The organism is Nocardioides sp. CPCC 206347 (assembly GCF_048654605.1).
In the GTDB taxonomy this organism is placed as follows: Bacteria; Actinomycetota; Actinomycetes; order Propionibacteriales; family Nocardioidaceae; genus Nocardioides.
Window position 1 is genome coordinate 75,397 of record NZ_JBMCYZ010000003.1, and the last position, 22,282, is coordinate 97,678.

Annotated in this window: 20 protein-coding genes; 18 read left to right on the plus strand and 2 right to left on the minus strand. The window is 69.1% G+C overall.

From position 1 onward, the window contains the following. The 3 genes from ACOACQ_RS11995 to ACOACQ_RS12005 are packed head-to-tail and all read left to right on the plus strand — an operon-like array spanning position 1 to position 3,760. Positions 1–1,221: an acetyl-CoA C-acetyltransferase gene (locus tag ACOACQ_RS11995; RefSeq protein WP_378604222.1), complete on the plus strand. Its 1,221-nt coding sequence runs from the start codon at positions 1–3 to the stop codon at positions 1,219–1,221. After that, positions 1,218–2,570, plus strand: a complete 1,353-nt coding sequence (locus tag ACOACQ_RS12000) for an OB-fold domain-containing protein (RefSeq protein WP_378604225.1) — start codon at positions 1,218–1,220, stop codon at positions 2,568–2,570. The genes ACOACQ_RS11995 and ACOACQ_RS12000 overlap by 4 nt, the downstream gene beginning before the upstream one ends. Beyond that, complete coding sequence (locus ACOACQ_RS12005; protein ID WP_378604228.1) at positions 2,570–3,760, plus strand: acetyl-CoA acetyltransferase; 1,191 nt, start codon at positions 2,570–2,572, stop codon at positions 3,758–3,760. Before ACOACQ_RS12000 ends, ACOACQ_RS12005 begins: the two co-directional genes overlap by 1 nt. Before the next feature lie 10 nt (positions 3,761–3,770). On the opposite strand, the gene ACOACQ_RS12010 is transcribed toward ACOACQ_RS12005, so the two are convergent. After that, entirely contained in the window at positions 3,771–4,919 is a 1,149-nt protein-coding gene (locus ACOACQ_RS12010; protein ID WP_378604231.1) for a phosphotransferase, read from the minus strand. 108 nt (positions 4,920–5,027) lie between these two features. Here ACOACQ_RS12010 and ACOACQ_RS12015 point away from each other — a divergent pair, with 108 nt between their 5' ends. The 13 genes from ACOACQ_RS12015 to ACOACQ_RS12075 all read left to right on the plus strand — a co-directional run bounded on the left by ACOACQ_RS12015 (position 5,028) and on the right by ACOACQ_RS12075 (position 18,930). After that, positions 5,028–5,627, plus strand: a complete 600-nt coding sequence (locus ACOACQ_RS12015) for a TetR/AcrR family transcriptional regulator (RefSeq protein WP_378604327.1) — start codon at positions 5,028–5,030, stop codon at positions 5,625–5,627. Between the two features lie 120 nt (positions 5,628–5,747). Further along, entirely contained in the window at positions 5,748–6,968 is a 1,221-nt protein-coding gene (locus ACOACQ_RS12020) for an enoyl-CoA hydratase-related protein (RefSeq protein WP_378604234.1), read from the plus strand. Positions 6,969–6,984: 16 nt separating this feature from the next. Further along, on the plus strand, positions 6,985–7,683 hold the full coding sequence (locus tag ACOACQ_RS12025) for a hypothetical protein (protein WP_378604237.1): 699 nt from the start codon (positions 6,985–6,987) through the stop codon (positions 7,681–7,683). A 2-nt stretch (positions 7,684–7,685) separates the two neighbouring features. Further along, positions 7,686–8,852: an acyl-CoA dehydrogenase family protein gene (locus tag ACOACQ_RS12030; RefSeq protein WP_378604240.1), complete on the plus strand. Its 1,167-nt coding sequence runs from the start codon at positions 7,686–7,688 to the stop codon at positions 8,850–8,852. A gap of 14 nt (positions 8,853–8,866) precedes the next feature. Continuing rightward, entirely contained in the window at positions 8,867–10,177 is a 1,311-nt protein-coding gene (locus ACOACQ_RS12035; RefSeq protein WP_378604243.1) for a phytoene desaturase family protein, read from the plus strand. 99 nt (positions 10,178–10,276) lie between these two features. Then, positions 10,277–10,480: a ferredoxin gene (locus tag ACOACQ_RS12040; protein WP_378604246.1), complete on the plus strand. Its 204-nt coding sequence runs from the start codon at positions 10,277–10,279 to the stop codon at positions 10,478–10,480. After that, positions 10,477–11,754, plus strand: coding sequence for an NAD(P)/FAD-dependent oxidoreductase (locus ACOACQ_RS12045; protein WP_378604249.1), 1,278 nt, complete (start codon positions 10,477–10,479; stop codon positions 11,752–11,754). The genes ACOACQ_RS12040 and ACOACQ_RS12045 overlap by 4 nt, the downstream gene beginning before the upstream one ends. A 173-nt stretch (positions 11,755–11,927) precedes the next feature. Then, entirely contained in the window at positions 11,928–13,667 is a 1,740-nt protein-coding gene (locus ACOACQ_RS12050; RefSeq protein ID WP_378604252.1) for a nitric oxide reductase activation protein NorD, read from the plus strand. Next, positions 13,667–14,509, plus strand: coding sequence for a CbbQ/NirQ/NorQ/GpvN family protein (locus ACOACQ_RS12055; RefSeq protein ID WP_378604255.1), 843 nt, complete (start codon positions 13,667–13,669; stop codon positions 14,507–14,509). Before ACOACQ_RS12050 ends, ACOACQ_RS12055 begins: the two co-directional genes overlap by 1 nt. Further along, positions 14,506–15,639, plus strand: coding sequence for a spirocyclase AveC family protein (locus tag ACOACQ_RS12060; RefSeq protein ID WP_378604258.1), 1,134 nt, complete (start codon positions 14,506–14,508; stop codon positions 15,637–15,639). The genes ACOACQ_RS12055 and ACOACQ_RS12060 overlap by 4 nt, the downstream gene beginning before the upstream one ends. Positions 15,640–15,644: 5 nt before the next feature. After that, positions 15,645–17,276: a phytoene desaturase family protein gene (locus tag ACOACQ_RS12065; protein WP_378604261.1), complete on the plus strand. Its 1,632-nt coding sequence runs from the start codon at positions 15,645–15,647 to the stop codon at positions 17,274–17,276. Then, complete coding sequence (locus tag ACOACQ_RS12070; RefSeq protein ID WP_378604264.1) at positions 17,273–18,316, plus strand: spirocyclase AveC family protein; 1,044 nt, start codon at positions 17,273–17,275, stop codon at positions 18,314–18,316. The genes ACOACQ_RS12065 and ACOACQ_RS12070 overlap by 4 nt, the downstream gene beginning before the upstream one ends. Then, positions 18,313–18,930: a TetR/AcrR family transcriptional regulator gene (locus tag ACOACQ_RS12075; protein WP_378604267.1), complete on the plus strand. Its 618-nt coding sequence runs from the start codon at positions 18,313–18,315 to the stop codon at positions 18,928–18,930. Before ACOACQ_RS12070 ends, ACOACQ_RS12075 begins: the two co-directional genes overlap by 4 nt. A gap of 54 nt (positions 18,931–18,984) precedes the next feature. Here the strand turns inward: ACOACQ_RS12075 and ACOACQ_RS12080 are convergent, their stop codons facing one another. After that, entirely contained in the window at positions 18,985–19,599 is a 615-nt protein-coding gene (locus ACOACQ_RS12080) for a TetR/AcrR family transcriptional regulator (RefSeq protein WP_378604270.1), read from the minus strand. Between the two features lie 100 nt (positions 19,600–19,699). Here ACOACQ_RS12080 and ACOACQ_RS12085 point away from each other — a divergent pair, with 100 nt between their 5' ends. Both ACOACQ_RS12085 and ACOACQ_RS12090 read left to right on the plus strand, forming a co-directional pair. Further along, a complete protein-coding gene (locus ACOACQ_RS12085) occupies positions 19,700–21,352 on the plus strand; it encodes a PEP-utilizing enzyme (protein WP_378604273.1) in 1,653 nt (550 codons plus the stop codon). Next, positions 21,349–22,278, plus strand: coding sequence for a DUF7065 domain-containing protein (locus tag ACOACQ_RS12090; RefSeq protein ID WP_378604276.1), 930 nt, complete (start codon positions 21,349–21,351; stop codon positions 22,276–22,278). The genes ACOACQ_RS12085 and ACOACQ_RS12090 overlap by 4 nt, the downstream gene beginning before the upstream one ends. The last annotated feature ends 4 nt before the right edge of the window (positions 22,279–22,282 follow it).

A 22,282-nucleotide genomic window follows, 5' to 3' on the forward strand; every position in this document is an offset into this window, starting at 1 on the left:
ATGACCAGCTTGAGACGCGTCGCCATCGTCGGTCCCGTGCGGACGGCAGTGGGCACCTTCGGTGGAACGTTGCGGCCGGTCCGCGCCGAGGAGCTCGCCGCTGACGTGATCCGTGCGCTCGTGGAGCGCACCGGCGTCGATCCGACGGTCATCGAGGACGTCGCGTTCGCGCAGTCCTACTCCAACTCCGAAGCGCCGTGCATCGGCCGCTGGGCTGCCCTCGCGGCGGGGCTGCCGATCGAGGTGCCGGGCTTCCAGGTCGATCGCCGCTGTGGCGGTGGGCTGCAGGCTGTCATCACCGCAGCGATGACCGTGCAGACCGGTGCGGCCGACGTCGTCATCGCTGGTGGCGTGGAGTCGATGAGCAACATCGAGCACTACACGACCACGGCACGCTGGGGTTCGCGCTCGGGAAACCAGACCCTCTACGACCGGCTCGACCGGGGCCGCGAACGCTCGCAGCCCGAGGAGCGCTTCGGTCCGATCAGCGGCATGATCGAGACGGCCGAGAACCTTGCCGCCCACTACGGAATCGGCCGCGAAGAGGCGGACGCGTTCTCCGTGCGCAGCCATCGGCTCGCCGCTGCGGCGTGGGAGTCCGGGGTCTTCGCGGACGAAGTGGTTCCCGTCTCGGTCCCGCAGCGCCGTGGGGACGCTGTCGTGTTCGACCGGGACGAGGGCATTCGTCCGGAATCGACCATGGAAACGCTCGGTCGGCTCCGGGCGATCAGCCCCGGCGGCACCGTCACGGCCGGCAACGCGGCCCAGCAGAACGACGCTGCGGCCGCTTGCCTGGTCGTCGCCGAGGACAGGCTCGAGGAGCTCGGCCTCGAGCCGATGGCCTGGTTCGAGGGCTGGGCCGCCGCCGGCGTCGAGCCCTCGATGATGGGCATCGGTCCCGTCGCCGCCGTGCAGCGGCTGTTCGCACGCACCGGCGTCGGCTTCGACGACCTGGACCTGATCGAGGTCAACGAGGCCTTCGCCGTGCAGGTGCTGGCCGTGCTGGCCGGCTGGGGCGTGAAGCTCGACGAGGTCGACTCCCGCCTCAACGTCAACGGATCCGGAATCTCGCTGGGCCACCCGATCGGCGCCACGGGTGTACGGATCCTCACGACGATGCTGCACGAGCTCGACCGGCGCCGGGGCGGCCTCGCGCTGGAGACGATGTGCATCGGTGGCGGCCAGGGCATCGCCGCCCTGTTCCGGGGAGTCCACGGATGAACGCCGCAGTGAGGCCCGCAGTCGGTCTGCTGGGCTACGGCACCTACCTGCCGTCGTACCGCCTCGGGAGCGACAGCGGGGTCCGTGGGACGCGAGTCGTCGCGTCCTTCGACGAGGACGCCACGACGATGGCCGTGGAAGCTGCGCGCGGGCTCACCGACACCGTGCCGGGGTCCTTGTGGTGGGCCAGCACGTCGCCGCCGTACCTCGACAAGACGAACGCCGCTGCGGTCCACGCCGCTCTGCGACTGCCCTCCGCCGTCCCGGCAGCAGACCTCGTCGGATCGGCACGCTCGACCTTCGCGGGTGTCCGCGCCGCGCTGGCCTCGGGTGGCCTGGTGGTCGCTGCCGACGTCCGCGTCGGCAAGCCCGGTTCCGCTGACGAGAAGGCCGGTGGTGACGGCGCCGCAGCCCTGCTGTTCGGTGACGGCGAAGCGATCGCCGACGTGCTCGGCGTCGCCAGCGAGACCCTCGAGGTGCTCGACCGCTGGCGTGACCCGCAGCGGACGACGGGGGAGCAGTGGGAGGAGCGCTTCGGCTTCGAGCAGTACGCCGACCTGGTCCGTGTCGTTGCTGCCCGACTGCTCGATGCCGCTGGTCTCGCGGAGGCCGACCACGTCGTCGTGACGAGCGGGAACTCGGGAATCACCAAGCGGGCCGGGGCTCTGGTCAAGGGCGCCCTGTCCTCGGGCGGGTCGCCGATCGGTTTTTCCGGTGCCGTGGATCCGCTGCTCGGCCTGGCTGCCGTGCTCGATGTCGCCGGTCCGGACGAGACGGTGCTGGTGCTCTCGGCCGTCGACGGTTGTGACGGACTGCTGCTGCGCACGACCGACCTGCTCGCGACCCGTCGGGCCGCGCGGTCCGTGGCGGAGCAGCTGTCGGAGGGACGGGCGATTCCGTACGTCACGTACCTCTCCTGGCGAGGACTGCTCGATCGCGAGCTGCCCCGCCGTCCTGAACCGGACCGGCCCGCCGGGCCGCCGTCGGCGCGCGCGGGGGCCTGGAAGTTCGGCTTCGCCGGCACCCGGTGCACGGCGTGCGGGTTCCTCCACGTGCCGCCGTTGCGGGTGTGCCGGTCCTGCAGTGCCGTCGACGCGATGGAGACGGTGTCGCTGGCGGATCGCACCGGTTCGGTGGCGACGTTCACCATCGACCGGCTGGCGTTCTCGCCGTCTCCGCCGGTGATCGACGTGGTCGTCGACTTCGACGGTGGTGGCCGCACGACCCTCGAGGTCGCCGATGCCGATCCGGAGCGGGTCGACGTCGGCTCCGAGGTCGACCTGGTGTTCCGGCGCCTGTTCACTGCCGGTGCCGTGCACAACTACTTCTGGAAGGCACGGGTCCGCTGATGGCCAGCAAGGGGATCAAGGATGCCGTCGCGATCGTCGGCATGGGCTGCACCCGGTTCGGTGAGCGCTGGGAGTCCTCCACCGACGACCTGCTGCTCGAAGCCGTGGGAGAGGCGCTCGGCTCTGCGGGGGTGCAGCGCGACGACGTCGACGCCTGGTGGCTGGGAACCCTTGGCTCGGGCCAGAGCGGGCTGACGCTCAGCCGGCCCCTGGGGATCGACTACAAGCCGGTGACCCGGGTCGAGAACTACTGCGCCACGGGCTCCGAGTCCTTCCGCAACGCCTGCTACGCCGTGGCCTCCGGCGCCTACGACCGGGTGATGGCCGTCGGTGTCGAGAAGCTCAAGGACTCCGGATTCTCGGGGCTCCTGCGCGCAGACCCGCCCTCGGACGGCACCGCGGCGGAGCTCTCCCTGACCGCGCCTGCCGCGTTCTCGCTGCTCGACCCGGCCTACACCTCCAAGTACGGCGTGGACCCGGTCGCGATGCGGGAGGCGATGACCCACGTCGCGTGGAAGAACCACGTCAACGGCGCCCGCAACCCGAAGGCGCAGTTCCGCAAGGAGGTCTCGCGCGAGACGATCGAAGGAGCGTTGAAGGTCGCCGGTCGTCTCGGCATCTTCGACTGCTCCGGCGTCTCCGACGGCGCGGCCGCGGCGATGATCGTCCGCGCCGAGGATGCCTACGACTACACGGGCCGCCCGATCTTCGTGAAGGCGCTCGCCCTGGCTTCCGGCCCGATGCGCGGCGGGCTCGACCCGGCGTACGACTTCACGACCTTCCCCGAGGTCGTCCACTCCGCCGCCGATGCGTACGCACAGGCGGGCATCACCGACCCGCGCTCGGAGCTGTCGCTCGCGGAGGTGCACGACTGCTTCACCCCGACCGAGATCGTGCTGATGGAGGACCTCGGGTTCGCCGATCGCGGTCAGGCCTGGAAGGACGTGCTCGGCGGGGACTTCGACCTGGACGGCCGGATGCCGGTCAATGTCGACGGTGGCCTCAAGTCGTTCGGTCACCCGGTCGGCGCGAGTGGTCTCCGAATGCTCTATGAGGCCTGGCTGCAGCTGCGCGGCGAAGCGGGGGAGCGGCAGCTCGCCGACCCCCGCCTCGCGCTGACCCACAACCTCGGCGGACGCCCGGGTGGGTGCGTTTCCTTCGTTTCCGTGGTGGGCAACGAGCGCGGCTGACGCCCCACGGTCACAGGGCCGAGGAGAGCGCCTGCTCGACGTCGAGGTCGGTGAGGGTGTTGATCGCGCGCACCGCAGTGACCTCCATCCGGTCATCGGGCTGCATGCCGCCCGCGGCCAGCGTGAAGACGATGGCGATCCAGCCGTCGATGGTCAGCAGCCGGTAGGTGTCCCACGCCTCGGCGAAGGACGGCACGTCGCTTCCGGCGCCGCTGTCGGCGAGGACCTGCAGGTAGCGCTCGAGCAGGTTCTTCTCCTCCGCGCGGCGCAGTTCGGTGGGGATCGAGTGCATGAGGAAGTACGCGAAGTCGCGCAGGCCGTTCATCCTGTGGAAGACCTGCCAGTCGTAGATGCCGGCAGAGCCGTCGGCGTTCGCGTAGGTGTTGCCGAGGTGGGTGTCGCCGTGGCACAGCGTCTGGGGCATCGACTCCCACAGCCGCGTGAGTGCGGGCTGGTTCTGGACGTACGTCTTCGTCAGGCGGCGTACCGGATCGGGGACGACGCGGTCCTGCTTCATGAACCGCTTCTCGCTCCACGTGAAGAAGTGCTTCATGAGGGTCCCTCCGGGACGGCGGGCGTAGGTCTCGAGCCAGGCCAGGTCACCTGCGAAGCGCGGTGAGCGCCAGAACCTGCCGTGCAGGGTGGCGAGCAGGTCGACGACCGCTTCGGCGTGCTGCTTTGGGGCCTCGTCATCGGCGTTGTAGAAGGTGACGCCTCCCTTGCGCAACGCCAGGTCCTCGAAGGCCAGCACGTAGCGGCCACCCGCACCGGAGCGCGTGACGTACGGCGTGATGGTGAGGTCGGCGACGGCGGGGTGGATCTGCTCGAAGAAGCGGGTCTCATAGGTGTGGCAGCCGAACCCGGACACGATCACTCGCGGTGCGAGCTGACTCGACGTGCCCTTCGCGAACGCAGTCGGGGGCAGTCCGGCGTCCCGGCCGGCGGTGTTCCAGTCGAGATGGATCCGGGCACGGTCGGTCGTGCCGCGGGAGTCGATCTCGACCCGGAGCCCCTGGACGCGAGCGTCCGGAGTCGCTGCGCCGAGGGCGGCGGTGAACTCCGCGGGGTGCAACGAGTCGAGGCCGTAGCGCCCGTGTCCGGGCGTCCATGGAGCCGCACCGAGTGCGGCGTCCTTGAGAGCGGTGACTGCTGAGAGCACGGGTCCTCCTGAGCGACGTTCTTGAATGTGTGTTCAAAAACATAGGTCAAGAATTTACGCGCGTCAATTATGACTTGGAGAGTGTCTCTCCGGTAGACAAGGGCCGTGATGACCAAGGGCGACCGGACGCGCCAGCGGATCCTCGAGGTCGTCACCGACCTGCTGGAGGCCGAGTCGTATGACCGGATCTCCATCGCCGAGATCACGCGTCGCGCGGAGATCACCCGGCCAGCGTTCTACTTCCACTTCCCGAACAAGGGGGCCGTCCTCGGGGCCGCGCTCGACGAGCTCCGTGACGAGTTCATCGCGGTCGCCACCGCCTGGTACGACCACGCCGGGGGCGATCCTGCGGCGGGAATCCCGGAGGCGCTCGACGCGACGATCGCGTTGTGGCGCTCGCATGCCCGCCTCCTCGACGCGGTGGTGAGGGCGTCGGCCGCCGATGCCGAGGCGGCCGACCTGATGGCTTCGTGGGTCGAAGAGCTCACTGCTCGCGCAGCCGATCGCCTGCGCCGCGACGTCGGCCCGGAACTCGGACTCGAGGGACTCTCGGTCGAGGCGTTGGCCGAGTTCATGGTGGGAGCAACGGTGGAGGCCATGCGGCGCGATGTCCGTCGCATCGTCGAGTCCGGGGTGCCGACCCCGGGCATCTCGGCGACGTTGACGTTCGTGTGGGCGCGGGTCGTGGCGCCCGCTCCGCGCACCTGACGAGACTGTCGCGAGCTCGCCGGTTCCGCAGCCGATTCGTCAGGTGCGAAGCACCGGCGTCCCTGTGTTGTGCGCCTCGGGGCTTGTCGCGGTCAGCGTATTTAATCTATATTCAATTAGGTGAGCGAGATTTCCGTGGCGCCCCAGGCGGCCCGTGCCCTGGTCGAGCGCTTGTACGACGCCCTGGCGTCCGGAGATCGTGCCGGCATCGAGAAGGCGCTCACCCCGGACTTCGTCGGCCGGCTGACGCCGGGTCTGCCGTTCGGCATCGGCGGCGAACACCACGGTCCCGACGCGATGATTCGTGAGGGCTGGTTCGCCATCGGCACCCACTGGCGGGTGCGGGCGTCAGACCAGGTCTTCACGGAGCTGGCCGATGGTCGGCTCCAGGTGCAGGGCACCTACCGTGGCAAGGGCCGAGCAAGCGGCACGCCCTTCGAGGCGTGGTTCATCCACCTCTGGGAGCTCCGTGACGGCCTGATCTGCGGCCTGACCCAGTTGACCGACTCAGCCCGATTCCTCGCCGCTCTGGGCGAATCGGCCAGCCAGGACGACCTCGAGACGATCGACCTCACCGTCGCCGACGGCATCGCCACGCTCTGCCTGGCCCGGCCTGACGACCGCAACGCCATCGACCAGCGTCTCGCCGACGAGTTCCTCGTGGCTGTCGTCCGGATCGCCGGGGACACCAGCGTCCGCGCCGTACTCATCTGCGGTGAGGGGCCGGACCTCACGGTCGGCGGCGACATCGGGTACTTCACCGAGCAGGCCGGCGACGACCTCGGTGCGACCCTGCGCCAGATGACGACGCCCTTCCACCTGGCCTTCCAGGTGCTGGCCACTCTGGACGCGCCGATCGTCACGGTGGCGCAAGGTGCGGTGGCCGGCGGTGGCATCGGCTTCGCCTATGCAGCCGACATCGTCGTCGCGGCCGAGGACGCACGTTTCGTGACCGCGTTCGCTGCCATCGGGTTGAGCGGCGACGGCGGCGGCACCTGGCACCTGCCGCGCCGGATCGGCCCGGCCCGCGCCGCTCGTGCCTACCTCCTCAATGAGCCGATCACCGCACAACAGGCCTACGACTGGGGCCTGGTTTCAGAGATCGCGCCGACCGCTGACGCCCGCGCTCGGGGTGAGGAGATCGCGCGCCGTCTCGCGGCTGGACCCACGCGCGCCTTTGCGCAGATGCGTGCCCTGCTGCGCGCATCGTGGGACCGCAGCCTCCCTGACCAACTGAACGCCGAGGTCGAAGCTCTCGTCACCTCGGCCCGCACCGAGGACGCCCGCGGCGCCATCGACGCCTTTCTCACCAAGCAGCGCCCGGCATTCCGTGGCCTCTGATCATCCAGGAGAACCCTTGAAGAAGCTCGCTGACTACGCCGCCGTGACCGGCCCGATCGCCGTCCTGGTCACGCTGACCGGGTGGCTGGTCGCCGGAATGCTGCCCCTGCCGATGGGCCCGGGCGAGTCGACCGCCGACATCGTGGCGTTCTTCGTCGACGACGCCAACCGCGTGAAGGCCGGGTTCGTGATCTCCTCCATCGGCGTCGTGCTGATGCTGCCGATGCTGGCGCTCATCTCCCTCCACCTCTACCGGATGGACCGGGCCAATCCCCTGCTGGCGTTCCTCCAGCTCGTCACGGCCGCCGCCACGATGGTCATCAACATGTTCCCGCAGCTGATCTTCGCGATCGCTGCGTTCCGGACCGACCGCGATCCCGGCGACATCGTGCTGCTCAACGACCTCGCGTGGTTGATGCTCTTCACGGGCATCGCGCCGTTCATGGTGCAGAACGTCGCCATCGGGATCGCGATCCTGCGCGACACGACGGCCACCTTCCCGCGCTGGGTCGCGTGGCTGAACTTCTTCGTCGCGTTCTCCTTCATCCCCGACGTGCTCGCCTTCTTCTTCAAGACGGGTCCCTTCGCCTGGAACGGGATCTTCGTGTTCTGGCTGGCTCTGACGACCTACACCGTCTTCCTGTTCGTCATGTCCTGGGCGTGCCGTCGCGCCAACCACACGCTCGTCCTCGAGCCCACCCTGCAAGGAGCCTGACCGTGCCCGGACTCATCCGCGACAGCGACGACCACCGCGCCATCCGCGAGAGCGTCGCCAAGATCTGCGCCCGCTACGGCCAGCAGTACTTCCTCGAGAAGTCCCGCAACAACGAGGACATCACCGAGCTCTGGGCCGAGCTGGGCCAGGCCGGCCTGCTCGGCGTCCACCTCCCCGAGGAGTACGGCGGCGGGGGAGCCGGCATGCAGGAAGCCGTCGTGGTGGTCGAGGAGCTCGCCGCCCACGGCATGCCGATGCTGGTGTGGGTGATCTCGCCCGCCATGATCGGCTCGATCCTCGCGACCCATGCGTCCGATGCACTGAAGCAGGAGTGGCTCCCCGGCATCGCCGACGGCACGAAGAAGGTCGCCTTCGGGCTGACCGAGCCTGACGCCGGCTCCAACAGCCATGAGGTCGCCACCACGGCGACCCGCGACGGGGACGGTTGGCGGATCAGTGGCTCGAAGTACTACATCTCCGCGATCGACCAGTCCGATGCCCTCCTGCTGGTGGCTCGCGACGCCGACCTGTCGACACCGGAGAAGAAGCGTCTCTCGATCTTCGTCATCCCGACCGATGCCCCGGGTCTGAGCTACCAGAGGATCGACACCTCCATCGTCTCGCCCGACAAGCAGTTCAGCGTCTTCCTCGACGACGTGTACGTCGGTCCCGAGTCGCTCGTCGGCGAAGCCGGCCAAGGGCTGCGGCAGGTCTTCGCTGCCCTCAACCCGGAACGGATCCTGGTCGGCGCGATCACCACCGGCGTCGGCCGCTACGCGATCGAGAAGGCCGCCGAGTACGCGAAGACCCGGGCGGTCTGGGCGGGCACGCCCATCGGCCAGCACCAAGGAATCGCCCACCCGCTGGCCGCTGCCCACATCGATGTCGAGGTGGCCCGGCTCGCCACCAAGAACGCCGCAGTCCTCTACGACGAGGGCGATGCCGGGGTCGCGGAAGCGGCCAACATCGCCAAGTTCGTCGGCGCTGAGGCGGCGCTCAAGGCTCTCGACCAGGCGATCCAGACCCACGGCGGCAACGGCCTCTCCCATGAGTACGGCCTCTCCGAGCTCTGGTTCGTCACCCGCCTCATGCGGACCGCCCCGGTCAGCCGGGAGATGGTCCTCAACTTCGTCGCGCAGACCTCGCTCGGCCTGCCGCGGTCCTACTGATCAGGAGTCCTGCAATGAATCAGACCAACCCGGCGTCGTACGACGCCATCATCATCGGGGCCGGCGCTGGTGGCCTGTTCGCCGCCGCTCGCCTGCAGCACCAGGGGTACAGGACGCTGGTCGTCGAGCGTCTCGACAAGGTCGGCGGTCGCGCGTCCACCACGGACGTCGACGGCTTCAAGATCAATGACGGCGCCATCGTCATCGAGTGTGGCGGCATCACCGAGCGCACCTTCGAGGAGCTCGACATCCCGTGGGAGATCCGCGAGCCCAGCCCGCCGATCCTCTACCGGATCAAGGGCAAGGACGTCGACGTCACCGGTGGCGGCTGGGGCTTCCTGCTCCAGAAGCTGACCCGTCAGGGAGCCAAGGTCGTGGGCGGCATCGGCGCGGCCCGCAAGGACGAGGGCCTCCCGGAGGAGCAGATCACGCTCCAGGACTGGCTGTCGAAGTACACGAAGAACGAGGGTGTGCACGGCATCTTCCGCAACATGGCGGCGTCGGTGTTCGCCGTTGGTTCGGAGGACCTCCCGGCCCGGGTGTTCCTGACCTACTTCACCCGCAAGAGCGCCTTCAAGCGCTTCGGCTTCCACCCCGAGGGTTCGATCGGCGTCTGGAAGGCACTGGCCGGCGCGATCGAGCGTGACGGCGGGACGGTGCGGCTCTCGACCGAGGTCGAGCAGATCACCCTCGATGGCGACCGGATCACCGGAGTGGTGCTGGCGGGCGGTGAGACGATCACGGCGCCCGTCGTGGTCAGCAACATCGGCCCGGCCGCGACCCTGGCGCTGCTCGGCGAGGCCAACGTGCCGGCCGACTACCAGGACACGGTCAAGCGCAACGACCGTCCGACGGCCATGATCACCGTCAACTTCGCCAGCCAGGAGCGGCTGATCGAAGCTCCCGGGATGCTCAGCTTCGCCACGTCGCGCCGCCTGGCGTACATCGCGAACTTCACCGACAGCTGCCCGGAGATGGCCCCCGCGGGTTGGCACCTGTATGTCGGCACGGCAGTCCCGAAGCCGTCGGTCGGGGACTTCGACGAGGATGCCGAGTACGGCCTGCTGATGGAGGACCTGCGGGAGACGATCCCCGGCTTCGACGAGCGCGCCCGGATCCTGAGCAAGGTCACCACGCGCGACGGCTGGCCGCCGCAGCGTGCGGTGGCGGGCTTCGACATGTCCCACGACACCCCGTTCGCCGGTCTGTGGAACGTCGGTGACGCGGTCAAGGAGTACGCCAACGGCGGGACGACCGCCTGCGCGGAGACCGCCGAGATCGTGGTCGCCAAGATCGCCGCGGCGTTCGTCCCTGCCACTGCCTGAACTGTTTCTAACGAGCAGAAAAAAAGACGATACGGAAGTCTCGCCACCGAACATAAGTCGAGTTATGATGGTGGCAAGGAAGTCCAGCGAGAAGGTGAGATGACGATGAAGTGTGTGACGGTCGATTTCGACAAGTGCACGGGCCTGGGGATCTGCGAGTCGCTCGCGCCCGACTTCTTCGAGGTCAACGACGACGGTGAGCTGCTCGTCCTCAAGGAGGAGATCAGCGACAGCGAGCTGCAGGAGGTCGAGGAGGCCGTCGCTGGCTGCCCGACCGAGGCGCTGAAGATCGTCTCGCTGTGAGCCTGGCAGTGGGCACGGACCCGCGCCGGTTGGTCGTGGTGGGCGCTTCGCTTGCCGGCCTGCGCGCGGTCGAGGCCGCCCGCAAGACCGGCTTCGACGGCGAGATCGTGCTGATCGGCGCCGAGGAGCACCTGCCGTACGACCGGCCGCCGCTGTCGAAGGCCTTCCTTGGTGCGGCGGACGAGTCCGGTGAGCTGGCCGAGGTGCCGTTCTTCCGCACCGAGGAGACATTGCGTGACGAGCTCGGCGTCGACGTACGGCTCGGGTCACCGGCCACGGCTCTCGATACCGTCGCCCGTCGCGTCACCGTCGGGGGCGACCAGATCGCCTATGACGCCCTGGTGATCGCCACCGGCGCCCACGCCCGCCTGTTGCCGGGGACCGATGGTCTCGACGGTGTGTACCCCCTGCGCACGCTCGACGACTCGCTCGCCGTACGCGACAAGCTCGAGGCCGGCGCTCGTACCGTCGTCATCGGCGCCGGTTTCATCGGCTCCGAGCTGGCCTCCACGGCCCGCAAGCGTGGGCTGGAGGCGACGATCATCGAAGCCCTGCCGACGCCACTGGTGCGTGCGACGGGTCACGAGATGGGCGCCGCGATCGCGGCCCTGCACGAGCTCAACGGCACCAGCCTGCGCTGCGGCGTGGGTGTCGCGTCCATCGAGGGTGACGGGAAGGTCGAGCGGGTGGTCCTCGCCGACGGCACCTCGATCGAGGCTGACCTCGTCGTCGTGGGCATCGGTGTCATCCCGTCCGTCGGCTGGCTCGAGGGCTCGGGCCTGACCATGGACAAGAACATCGGGGGCATCGTCTGCGACGAGAACCTCTGGACCGGCGTGCCGGGCGTCTACGCCGCGGGCGACGTCGCGAGCTGGGTCAACCCGACCCTGGGCGAGCGGCAGCGGATGGAGAACTGGACGGCTGCGGCCGAGCAGGGCGCCGCCGCTGCACGCAACGCGCTGGACCCCGAGAACGCCAAGCCCTATGGGACGGTGCCGTACTTCTGGTCCGACTGGTACGACGTCCGGATCCAGTTCGTGGGTTCGCCCGAGGCCGACGAGGTCGTGCTGGTCGACGGCGATCCCGGTGCGGGGTCGCGCTGGGTCGCGCTCTACCGCCGCGGTGACCGCCTGATCGGTGCCCTGACCGTCAACGGCCAGGCCGAGATCATGAAGTACCGCGTGCAGATCATGAAGGGCGGCTCCTGGGACGACGCCCTCGCCTTCGCCGAGAAGCGCCGGATCGCCCACGAGGAGAAGCTCGCCGCCGTCTGACTCCTGACCCGGCTGGGAACGGCAGGGATCTGATCAAGCAGCAGGTTGATCGGATCCCTGCCGTTCTTCTTTTTTCGATGAGGTCGTAAAAAACTCTTCCGGTCCGGCGCTCTCCCCTGTTACGGTGACACTGCTTTGGACACACCGTCCAAAACGGCTCCGGAGGAGGTGCGATGAGTACGACGACCGCTCTGCACCCGCCCCGTGTCGGGGGTCCGGCCGACCCGCTCACCTCGGTCGCTCTACTCGCCTCGGCCGTGGCCGGCCGCCTCGTCGAGCTCCGCCTCGGGCGCAGGCCGACTCACTCGGACGGTTGGAGCATCACGCTCGGCCCGGACGCTGCCGAGCTGTCGAACCACGAGGTGGAGCTCCTCGTCATGGCACAGGCGAGCCTGGTGGCTGTCGGCAGCCTCGTGCCAGACGTCGTCCAGCTGCTCAGGGGCGCGTCGCCTGACGCCCATCGGCAGTTCCTGGCGCTCGAGCTGGGACGAGCACGGCGCGAGCTCCGCGAGGTGCTCCCGGGCAAGCTCGCGATGCTGATCGACCGCGACCTCGGTGTCACGACGGCGACAGCATCGTCGCGCGAATCGGCTCACCGGGCACTGGCCGTCTGTCAGGCGCCCGACCTGCCTCGCTGGTGCGGACACCTCGACCTCGACTCCGTACGTCGGCGTGCCCGGGCCCACCCGGCGGATCCGCCGTCGCAGGCCGAGCTCGCGGTCTCCCTTCGGGAACAGGCCGAGCCGTCGCAGGACGACGCCGACGAGGAAGGCGAGCGCAGCACGTTGCTGGAGAAGCTCGCCGGCCCGTTCTCCGGGCCCGTCGGTCGCGCGTTCCAGAACATGCTCGGCGCACGCCGCTCGGAAGGCTCGGGGGTGACTGGCTTCGCAACTGGAGGTGGTGTCAGCCGTCGCTCGGGTCGACCGCCGGTCGGTGCCGTGCCCGTCAGTGCCCTGCCTCCCTCGCTGATGGCCACCGCCACCACCTCGGTCGTCGGGCACGTGTACCCGGAGTGGGACGTCGTCCGTGGGGCCCACCGCCCGGCGTGGTGCACGGTCGCGACGCTCGACCCGTCCGGGACCACCGCGACCGCCGCCCCGGCGCCGAGGCGGATGTCCACCGAGGAGAGAGCGGTCGCGCGCAGCCTGATGCGCGTCGCGCCGTCCTGGGCTCGCCGGCCACGATCGCTCGACGGCCCCGACATCGACCTGACGGCGGCTGTCGACCTCCAGGTCGCGCTTGCCGCCGGGTACACCCCCGACCCCAGGGTCCACGTCGGTGAGCAGCGTCGGGCCGGAGAGATCGGAGTCCTGGTCCTGCTGGACGCCACCGAGTCCACCAGCGGCCCGCGCAGCGAGACGACCCTGTTCGACGAGCACCGCCTCCTTGCTGATGTTCTCTCTGGTGCTCTCCACTCGCTCGACGTGCACGCCGCGACGTACGCCTTCCGGACCCGCGGTCGCCACGACGTCCGGTTCCTCCGGTGCAAGGGGTTCTCTGACCGCTGGGACGCCGCGGGACGGCAGCGTCTCTGGGGCCTGTCACCGTCCGGCTTCACCCGGCTCGGTGCGGCGCTGCGGCACGGCACGGCGATGCTCGCCGACCAGCCAGGTCTTCGGCACCGGGTGCTCGTCGTCATCGGCGACGGCATCGCGTACGACGACGGGTACGAGGGCGGGTACGCATCGGCGGACACTGCCCGGGCACTTGCGGAGGCACGCCGCCGCGGAGTCGCGTGCGTCGCTCTGTCGGCCCGGCCGTCGTACGCGCTCCAGGACCTGTGGGGCGCCGACGGCCACCGCATCGCGCGCGACCCGCACCGTCTCGCCGGCGAGATCGCGCCCCTGCTGACCCACGCACTCGGCCAGGTCGCGCTCCGCGCTGGCCAGACGAACGACGAAAGGAGGCCCTGATGGTGACCGACACTGTCCTGACCCCGCCGGCTCTGGCGCTGACCACAGAAGATCCGAGGCCGTACTACCGAGAGGTCGGCACGGAGGTGCTGGTCTTCGAGGCCGCCGCTCGGGCTGGCCTTCCCGTGCTCCTGAAGGGTCCGACCGGCTGCGGCAAGACGCGTCTGGTCGAGCACATGGCGGCTCGGCTCGGCCGCTCGTTGCACACGGTGTCGTGCCACGAGGACATGACGGCGTCCGACCTGCTCGGGCGGTTCGTCCTGACGGGTGGGGAGACCCGATGGGTCGACGGCCCCCTCACGACGGCGGCCCGCGAGGGAGGGATCTGCTACCTCGACGAGATCGTGGAGGCACGAGCTGACGCCATCGTCGCGATCCACTCGCTGACCGATCACCGGCGCCAGCTCAGCCTGGAACGCCTGGGAGGTGTCACCGTCCCGGCGGCTGACGGGTTCCAGCTCGTCGTCTCCTACAACCCCGGCTACCAGAGCGTCCTCAAGGACCTCAAGCCGTCCACCCGGCAGCGGATGGTGGCCATCGACCTCGGATTCCCCTCCCCGGAGGTCGAGAGGGAGGTCGTTCGTCGCGAAACGGGCCTCGAGGGGCAGCCTGTCGAGGACCTGGTGCGCCTGGCCCAGGCGCTCCGTCGCGCCGACGCCATCGGGCTGCGCGAGGTCGCCTCGACCCGCACCCTCGTGTCCGCCGCGACCCTGATCGTCCAGGGGCTCGGGTTCACCGACGCGTGCACCGCTGCCATTGCCTCGCCACTCACCGACGACGAGGGACTCATGGCGTCCCTCGTCGCACTCATCACGACCTACGAGACCGGAGAATCCCGATGACGACCGACCTGTTCCGCTCATCACCAGTCGAGGAGTCGGAGGCCCCGAAGGGCAACCGTGCCATCTCCTGGTGGGCTGGCCTCGGCTTCGCCTTCCTGGCCTTCGCCGCCTACCTGATCGTGGCCTGGGTCGCGGCCGGGGAGCCGGAGAGTGTCGGCACGGGACCGACGCCGGTGCCGACCTGGATGAAGGTGGTGCTCGGCATCCAGCAGTGGGGCTTGTTCGCCGGCATGCTGGCCCTGATCTGGTTCAAGGCGATCCGCCCGCGCCTGCGGACGGGCTCGATCCCGTTCGACGGCCTGATGGTCCTGTCGTTCGCGGTGATGTGGTGGTCGGACCCGCTCTACAACTACTTCACACCCGGGTTCAACTACAACGCGTACTTCATCAACCTCGGGTCCTGGGTGGGTCACGTCCCCGGCTGGATGTCGCCGAACCCGACGGAGATCCCGCAACCGCTCCTCTGGCTGCCCGGCGTCTACACCTGTGCGTTCTTCCTGATGGTGATCATCGTCAACTGGATCTTCCGGAAGACGCGCGAGCGGTGGCCCAGCATCAGCCCGGTCAGCATGTGGCTGATCGCCTTCGTCCCGATGATGGTCGTGGGCACGCTGTGGGAAGCCGCCTTCATGGTGATGGGCTCGCACTCGTATGCCTCCGCGATCCACGAGGTCACGTTGAACGCGGGGCACTACTACGCCTTCCCCGTCTACCAGGGCATCACCGCCAGCCTGCTGTACACGACCTGGGGTGCGATGCGCTACTTCCGCGACGACCAGGGGCGCAGCTTCGCGGAGCGCGGCATCGACCAGTTGCGGGTCTCCAACGGTGCGAAGGGCTGGCTGCGGTTCTTCGCAGTCTCTGGTGCGATCACCGGCATCTTCTTCGTCTTCTACCACGTGCCCAACGCGATGATCGCGCTCCGCGGCGACGCCTGGTCCGACGACGTCCAGGAGCGTTCCTACTTCGTCACCGAGATGTGCGGTCCGTGGAGCGATGTCGCCTGCCCGGACCCGCGAGTCCCGTTCCCTCGCGGTGACCAGTCGATCGTCATCGGGCCCGACGGTGAGCTCGTCGTACCTCCGGGGATCGACGTCCCCAAGGCGCCCTTCCTGGACCAGGACCGGTGACGGCAATGAGCACTGAGTACGACGTCATCGTCATCGGCGCCGGCCACAACGGCCTCGTGGCGGCGAACTACCTCGCCGACGCGGGCCGTCGTGTCCTGGTCCTGGAGGCGGCCGGCACGATCGGCGGCTTCACGGCATCAAGGAAGTCGATCCCGGGAGCCCCGGATCACCTGGCGCATCCCTACTCGTTCGACCCGTTCTTCTGGGACTCCTTCCCTGCCGCGACGGAGCTCCAGTTGGACAAGCATGGACTTGAGCGCGTTCGGGTCGACCCCGGACTGGTCTATCTCGACCCCGAGGACGCGTCGCTCGCCTTCTGGGAGAGCCCCCAGGCCACGGCCGATGACATCGCCCGGTTCTCCCGCAAGGACGCTCGGGCCTATCTCGAGTTCGCCGATCTGCTGAAGGCCTTCAGCGATGTGGCCCTGTCCTACTTCGTGACCAACCCGGGACGCCTCGACCTTCCCGGCCTCGCGCGGACGGCAAGGCACGCGGCTCGTCACCGGAAGCACCTCGGTGACGTCGCGGCCCTAGCCACCGGCTCCGTGGTCGAGGCGATCGCGGAGCGTTTCGAACATCCAGTTGTCCGCAATGCGCTGCATGCGGCGGCGGGCTCGACCACGCCGAACTCTGCCGACGGCAGTGGAGCCGGGTTCCTCTGGCTCGCGAACCAGCACCGGCACGCTCACCAGCACCTTGTCGGTGGCATCCAGTCGCTCCCGAACGCCCTCGCCCGGCGCCTTGAATCGGTCGGCGGCACCGTTCGGGTCTCGTCACCGGTCGAGGAGATCCTGCTCGACGGAGGGCGGGCCGCGGGGGTGCGTCTCCGGGGCGGCGAGGCCTTCCATGCGGCCGAAGCGGTCGTCGCCGCGTGCGATCCGCACACCGCGCTGGGTCGTCTGCTGCCGCGGGGAACGCTGGAGCCGATCCTCGAGAAGCGGGTCGACAACATCCCCGTCCGCAACGGGGGCTACGGCCAGATGAAGGTCGACCTGGCCTTCAGCGGGCGACTCTCGCTCCAACGCTACGAGAAGCGTCGCGGTGACGACCTCGACCTGCGACTGCCGATGCATGTCCTGGCGACCGAGGACGGCATCGAGCGGGCGTTCGCGCGCTCGAAGGCGGGCCTGCTGCCGTACGACGACGACTGGAGCATGTGGAACGTCATTCCCACCGGCAACGACCAGAGCCAGGCTCCCGATGGCCAGGACAACTTCTACTGCTACCTCGCCGTCGCGCCGTACGCGCCGGAGGAGCCGTGGGATGCCGCCGGCCCGGACGGCGTCACCCTGCGCGAGCGGGCGGGCAACTCGGTGGTGGCGAAGCTCGCGAAGTTCTACGACGGCGTGGAGACCCTCGAGATCGGGCGCCAGGTCCTCAACAATGAGGACTTCGCCCGCGAGGTCGGTGCGACAGGTGGCAACATCACGCACGTGGACATGGTGCTGAGCAGGGGCGGCCCGCGGCGGCCGGTGCGCGGCCTGGCCGGCTACGAGATGCCCGTCCCTGGTCTCTATCTCGGCGCGAGCGGTGCTCATCCGAGCGGGGGCATCACCGGCGCGCCCGGCTACATGGTGGCCCGTGAGGTGCTGAGGCGCCCGATCTCTGCGCGACTCAAGAACCGGTGGGGGCGATGACGACCCACGCGCCCGCCACCGAGTCGGACCCGGCCGTGCTGGAACGCAAGCCGGGGGCGCTCGTCTTCTGGTCGGCCTTCGGGGTGCTGGTGACCGCACTCGCGGCGTACGCCTGGATCAGTTGGGTCTTCTCCGGCGACTTCCAGCGCGTCGACCCGGGCGAGGACCACTACCGGTTCCTCTGGTACCTGCGGACCTTCGAGGTCGTGAGCGTGGTGGTCAGCGTCGCGATGATCGGCTGGTTCGTCGTGCGTCCGTGGCGTCGGGAGAGGCGAGTGCCCATCGACGGCAAGATCCTGCTCGGCATGATGATCGCCTACTACGTCGACCCGATCCTCAACGTCTTCAACCCCGCCTTCGCCATGAACGCCCATGCGGTCAATTTCGGTTCGTGGGCGGGATTCATGCCGGGCTATCCGAGCCCTGGGCAGGAACGATTCGCCGAAGGCCTGCTGTGGGCCCAGCCGTTGTACATGTACTTCGGGCTGTTGGCGGCGATGGGCGGTTGCCAGGTCCTCAGGCTCCTCAGGGCCCGGATGCGGAGAGCCAGCGTCGCCACTCTCTACGCGATCCTCTTCGTGACCTTCGCCCTGGCGGACGTCGTCGTCGAGATGGTGTTCATCGTCTACCCCCAGCTGTACATGTTCCCCGGGGTCCCCGAGAAGTTCTCGTTGTTCGCCGGCGAGATCTACCAGTTCCCGCTCTACCAGGCGCTCTTCGCGGCAGTCTTCGCGACGATGGTGACGTGGCTGCGGGACTCGGTCGACGCGACGGGTCGATCGGCCGTCGAGCGGGGCGTCGACGACCTCGGCTTCTCGCCCCTTCGGCGTCACGCCACCTCGTTCATGGCGGTCACCGGTTTCTGCACGGCCGCGGCCCTGGGCTACTTCCTGCCGTACTCCGCGGCGACCATGACGGCAGACACCTACGTCGACCTGCCGTCGTACCTCAGCCCCAGCGCATTCTGCGGTGTCGACGGAAAGCCGGACTGCCCTTCGCAGCACCTTGACCAGCTCCAGCACGGAACGGGAGGAAAGTGACCAGCACATCTGTGCAGGCCATGGCGGGGGCGCGGCGCCGTCGCGCCACCCGGGCCCTGATCATCGCTGCGGCAGAGCAGCTCCTTGTCGACGGCGTGGACTTCCATGCGATGTCGATGGCGGAGATCGCCAAGGCGGCGTCGGTGTCACGCGCGACGCTGTACCTCCACTTCAAGGACAAGCGCGACATCATCGCCGAGCTCGCCGAGCGGATCGTCGCGCAGCGCTTCGAGATCGGGGCGGATCTCGTCTCCGACCCGACGATGAGCCGCGAGCAGATGCGGGTCATCGTCGCCGACATGGCTCGCCGGTGGGCCGAGGACGCCCCACTCTTGCACGCGATCGTCCGGCTGGCAGAGCAGGATCCCGCGATGCGGGAGGTGTGGGTGCACGCCATCGACGAGGTGGGTGACATGGGCGCCGCGCTGATGCGCACGCGGTGGGAGCTCGAAGGGCGACCCGTCGGGGACGTCGAGACCCTGGGACGTGTCCTGTCGTGGATGTTCGAGCGTTGTGCGCGCCAGATGATCGAGGACCCCGACAGTGAGGTCAGGGTCGTCGACGCCGTGACCGAGGTCGTCTGGCGGGTCATCGACTACCGCGAACGCCCCTGACCTGACATCGGCACCGACCCGGTTGGTGGGTTCGCCCATGAGACGCGGGCCGCATCAGGGGTGGAGATGGCTGCGGATCAGCAGGGTGAGGCTGTGGCGGAACTGGTCGCTCCTGCCGGCGGTGGCCATCACGCGCGCCCGCAGGGCGGTCTCGGTCTCGGAGCCCGGGTCGCCGGGATCGGACAGGTCCTCGGCGCCGTAGCCGCCGGGGTAGCGGGAGGCGCGGTGCAGGCCGCTGCCGAGCGTGAGCCAGAAAGCGGCGACCACCATCTGGGCGGCGCGGTCGAGGTCGTGGCAGACCTGCTCTCCCATCCGGCTCAGGGCCAAGCCTGCCGTGCTCGCCTGCGGGCCGACGATCTGGCGACCCGCTGACGCCTGTGCGATCGCCGGGTGTTCGATCAGCAGGTCGTGCAGGCGCACGAACCAGTCGATGATGGCTGCTTCCGGGTCGTCGCTGCGATGGTCGAAGCCGAGCTGGCCGATCGACTCGTCGATCACGAGGTCGAGCAGCTCCTCCTTGCCGCTGACGTGGTGGTACGTCGCCATGGGCGTGACCCCGAGCTCGGCCGAGAGTCGGCGCATCGTGAGCTTGTCGAGGCCGTCGCGGTCGGCGATGGTCAGCGCCGCTTTCACGATCCCTGGGACGTCGAGCCCTGCAATGCGTGCCATGACTTCCTCTCGTGACCCTGGTCTCAGAATCTGCTTGCCAAGGCCAACTGTACAGCGTACATTCGTTTTTAGAGGTTATTAAAAACGAAGGATGCGTCAGATGCTGGAACTCTCCGCCGACGAGGATGTCGCCGTCCTCCACGCGATCGCACAGCCGGGCTCGTCCTGGTCTTCGGTCAACCTCGCTGAGGCCGTGCCGGGCGTGATGACACCGCTGACCGCCAGCGCCTGGGTCCCGGCCAGCGAGACCGGACTGCGCCTGCCGTTCCACGCCATGGGCGTGCTCGAAACGGCGCGCAAGGAGATCCCGGCCGACCCGGCCGACCGGATCACCAACGCCTTCTTCGGGCGGATGGCCGTCCGTGTCGATTTCCTGTGCGAGATCGGCGACCTCGTGCCCGGACAGAGTGGCGAGGCCTTGTCCCGCGACTTCTTCGGCTACGTGCCTCCCGGCTACGAGAGCAACCCGTCGCTGCGCCGGGTCCCCTTCATCCTGGCGCGTTACCCCCGCACCTTCGCCACGATCGCCCGCCGCATCGAGGAGCTGCGCGCGCGGACCGACGCATGGTGGCGGGTCGAGATCGCCCGGGTGAACGGGTTGGATCTCGCGGCGAGCCAGCGCCTCGTCATCGAGGCGGACCGCCGGTTCGCGGAGAACCTCGCGGCCCAGGCCCTGATCAGCGCGGCTGCGATCCAGCCGGTCCAGGAGCAGCTCGACAAGCTCGCCGATGCCGCAGGTGTTGACGCGTCGACCCTGCTGCGGGGCACGCCGCACGAGGAGAACGTCGTCCTGATGGACCTCTGGCGGGTCTCGCGCGGGTCGCTGTCGTTGACTGAATTCCTCCGCCGGCACGGCTACCACGGGCCGGGGGAGGGTGAGGTCGCCACCCGCGTCTGGCGTGAGGACCCAGAGCCCGTACGACGGATCGTTGCCCAGTACGCAGGCAAGCCCGACCACGAGGCGCCCGACGCTCGCGATGCCGACCACCGGGCCGGGCGCGCCCGCGCCGAGGCCGCCGTGATGGCCGCGGCCGGCGGCGCAACGGGTCGGCTCAGGGCACGCCTCGTCCTGCGCCTGGCACGGCGCTTCATCCCGCTGCGGGGAGTCGGCAAGGTGGCCTACCTGCAGAGCCTCGACGTCCTCCGTGCGGCTGCTCGCCAGGTCGGCGCCGACCTGGTTGCTGCTGGCCGGCTCGACGAGGCCGACGACACGACGTACCTCACCGTCCAGGAGCTCGGTGATCCGTTCCTCCGCCACCGACCCGACCTCCGGGCAACCGTCGAGGCGCGCAAGGCGCAGCGGCACGAGTTCCAGCAGCTGACGGTGCCGTCGGCGTGGACCGGGCAGCCGGAGCCCGAGGCGGTCGTTCTGGCGGACGAGTCGTTCGGAGCGCTGACCCTGACCGGCATCGGCGCCTGCCCGGGCATCGTCAAGGGGAAGGTCGTCGTTGCCCACGATCCGTCGGATGTCGAGATCGAGGAGGGCGACATCCTCGTTGCCCACACCACCGACCCCGCCTGGGTGTCACTGATGTTCCTGTCCGGCGCCCTCGTCGTCGACATCGGCGGCCTGATGAGCCACGCGGCCGTCGTCGCCCGCGAGCTCGACATCCCCTGCGTCATGAACACCGGCAACGGCACCCGCGCCCTGCGTGACGGCGACGTCGTCCGCGTGGACGGCCGGGCCGGCACCGTCGAGGTCCTCGAACGGGCCTCGCTGACCACCACCGAAGAAGAAGGAGCACTCGCATGACCGCCACGACCGCCACGACGGCCAGTCCCGCCGCCACCCTCTGGGGACCGCTCGCCGAGCCGATCCACAACGACGAGGCCGGCCCGGGCGATCCGGTGTGGAAGGACAACGGCTATCTGTCCTTCTGGGACGTCGAGCGCCAGGTCTTCGGCACCTTCCACGTGTCCACGTCGCCCAACGGGACCGGCGCCCGCCGCGCACGCTGCTCTGTCCTGCTGGGAGGCGAGGGTGGCCGTGTCGTCGAGGTGATCGAGGATCTCGAGCCGGGCACCTTCACCAGTCAGAGCATTTCGTTCGGCCTGGACGGCACGATCACTGTTGACCACCCTGACCTGGTTGCACGACTGCAGAACTCACCGATCCACCAGCCGGCGGACTACTCGACGACCGACCTGATCCCGGCGCTCGTGCCCGGGAAGCCCCTGCAGCACTTCCAGCAGGCCTGCCGCCTGGTCGGCACCTTCGACGCCGTGGGCGTGCAGTACGACGTCGACGGCTTCGGCATGCGGGACCGCACCTGGGGCTTCCGCGACGAGTCGGCCCAGTGGGCCGAGTACGCCGGCCTGGTCGGCGTCTTCGACGGTGGCGACGACCAGGTGTTCGTGACGGCGATGAAGTTCCTCGGCACCGACGGCGTCATGAAGGCCGACGGGTTCGTGATCGACGCGGACGGGTCGCACTCGATCACGGAGATCGGCTTCCGTCGTACGGCGGCGGCGCAGTTCCTCGCCGGGACGCTGACCCTGGCCGACGGCTCGGTGCGGGTGGTCACGCTGACCGACCGCCTCGCCGGCTTCTTCGTGCCGATGGGCGCCGAGACCGACGGACCGGCCTTCGGCACCTACGACGACTTCATGCAGCTCGAGCTCGACGGAGGGACCGGTGCCGGCTTCTTCGAGCAGGGCATCGTCCACCGCGTGTACTGATCAG

Excerpts from the sequence above, each read along its gene's own strand:
- ACOACQ_RS11995 (WP_378604222.1), top strand. The coding sequence starts at position 1 with ATGACCAGCTTGAGACGCGTCGCCATCGTCGGTCCCGTGCGGACGGCA.
- ACOACQ_RS12000 (WP_378604225.1), top strand. The coding sequence starts at position 1,218 with ATGAACGCCGCAGTGAGGCCCGCAGTCGGTCTGCTGGGCTACGGCACC.
- ACOACQ_RS12005 (WP_378604228.1), top strand. The coding sequence starts at position 2,570 with ATGGCCAGCAAGGGGATCAAGGATGCCGTCGCGATCGTCGGCATGGGC.
- ACOACQ_RS12015 (WP_378604327.1), top strand. The coding sequence starts at position 5,028 with ATGACCAAGGGCGACCGGACGCGCCAGCGGATCCTCGAGGTCGTCACC.
- ACOACQ_RS12035 (WP_378604243.1), top strand. The coding sequence starts at position 8,867 with ATGAATCAGACCAACCCGGCGTCGTACGACGCCATCATCATCGGGGCC.
- ACOACQ_RS12040 (WP_378604246.1), top strand. The coding sequence starts at position 10,277 with ATGACGATGAAGTGTGTGACGGTCGATTTCGACAAGTGCACGGGCCTG.
- ACOACQ_RS12050 (WP_378604252.1), top strand. The coding sequence starts at position 11,928 with ATGAGTACGACGACCGCTCTGCACCCGCCCCGTGTCGGGGGTCCGGCC.
- ACOACQ_RS12055 (WP_378604255.1), top strand. The coding sequence starts at position 13,667 with ATGGTGACCGACACTGTCCTGACCCCGCCGGCTCTGGCGCTGACCACA.
- ACOACQ_RS12060 (WP_378604258.1), top strand. The coding sequence starts at position 14,506 with ATGACGACCGACCTGTTCCGCTCATCACCAGTCGAGGAGTCGGAGGCC.
- ACOACQ_RS12065 (WP_378604261.1), top strand. The coding sequence starts at position 15,645 with ATGAGCACTGAGTACGACGTCATCGTCATCGGCGCCGGCCACAACGGC.
- ACOACQ_RS12070 (WP_378604264.1), top strand. The coding sequence starts at position 17,273 with ATGACGACCCACGCGCCCGCCACCGAGTCGGACCCGGCCGTGCTGGAA.
- ACOACQ_RS12080 (WP_378604270.1), bottom strand. The coding sequence starts at position 19,599 with ATGGCACGCATTGCAGGGCTCGACGTCCCAGGGATCGTGAAAGCGGCG.
- ACOACQ_RS12085 (WP_378604273.1), top strand. The coding sequence starts at position 19,700 with ATGCTGGAACTCTCCGCCGACGAGGATGTCGCCGTCCTCCACGCGATC.
- ACOACQ_RS12090 (WP_378604276.1), top strand. The coding sequence starts at position 21,349 with ATGACCGCCACGACCGCCACGACGGCCAGTCCCGCCGCCACCCTCTGG.